This is a genomic window from Streptosporangium pseudovulgare (assembly GCF_014648055.1).
GTDB classification, from domain to species: Bacteria; Actinomycetota; Actinomycetes; order Streptosporangiales; family Streptosporangiaceae; genus Streptosporangium; species Streptosporangium pseudovulgare.
This window is the reverse complement of sequence record NZ_BMQJ01000072.1, coordinates 1-560: the sequence shown is the minus strand read 5'-3', so window position 1 is coordinate 560 and position 560 is coordinate 1. Positions and strand designations below refer to the sequence as shown.

Below are 560 nucleotides of genomic sequence, written 5' to 3'. Positions count from 1 at the left end.
TCTGGTCCATGAACTGCGACAGCTGGGAGGTGCCGAAGAACTCCTTGATCGACGCCACGACCGGGCGGATGTTGATCAGGGTCTGCGGCGTGATCGCCTCGACGTCCTGGGTCGTCATCCGCTCGCGCACCACGCGCTCCATCCGCGCCAGGCCCAGGCGGACCTGGTTCTGGATCAGCTCGCCCACGTTGCGCAGCCGGCGGTTGCCGAAGTGGTCGATGTCGTCGGTCTCCACGACGATCTCACCGCCGCCGGCCCCGGCCATGGAGGTCTCGCCCGCGTGCAGCTTGACGATGTACTCGATCGTGGCGACGATGTCCTCTTCGGTCAGCGTGCCCTGGGTGATGTCGGCATCGACGCCCAGCTTCTTGTTGATCTTGTAGCGGCCCACCTTGGCCAGGTCGTACCGCTTGGAGTTGAAGTACAGGTTCTCCAGCAGCGCCTGCGCCGACTCCCGCGTCGGCGGCTCACCCGGCCGCAGCTTGCGGTAGATGTCCAGCAGCGCGTCGTCCTGACCGGCGGTGTGGTCCTTCTCCAGCGTGGCACGCATCGACTCGTAC

The 560-nt window shown here is 66.1% G+C and carries 1 pseudogene; it reads right to left on the bottom strand.

Annotation, left to right across the window (positions count from 1 at the left end):
• Window positions 1-560: pseudogene (locus tag IEZ10_RS38515) on the bottom strand (DNA-directed RNA polymerase subunit beta); the annotation flags it as partial.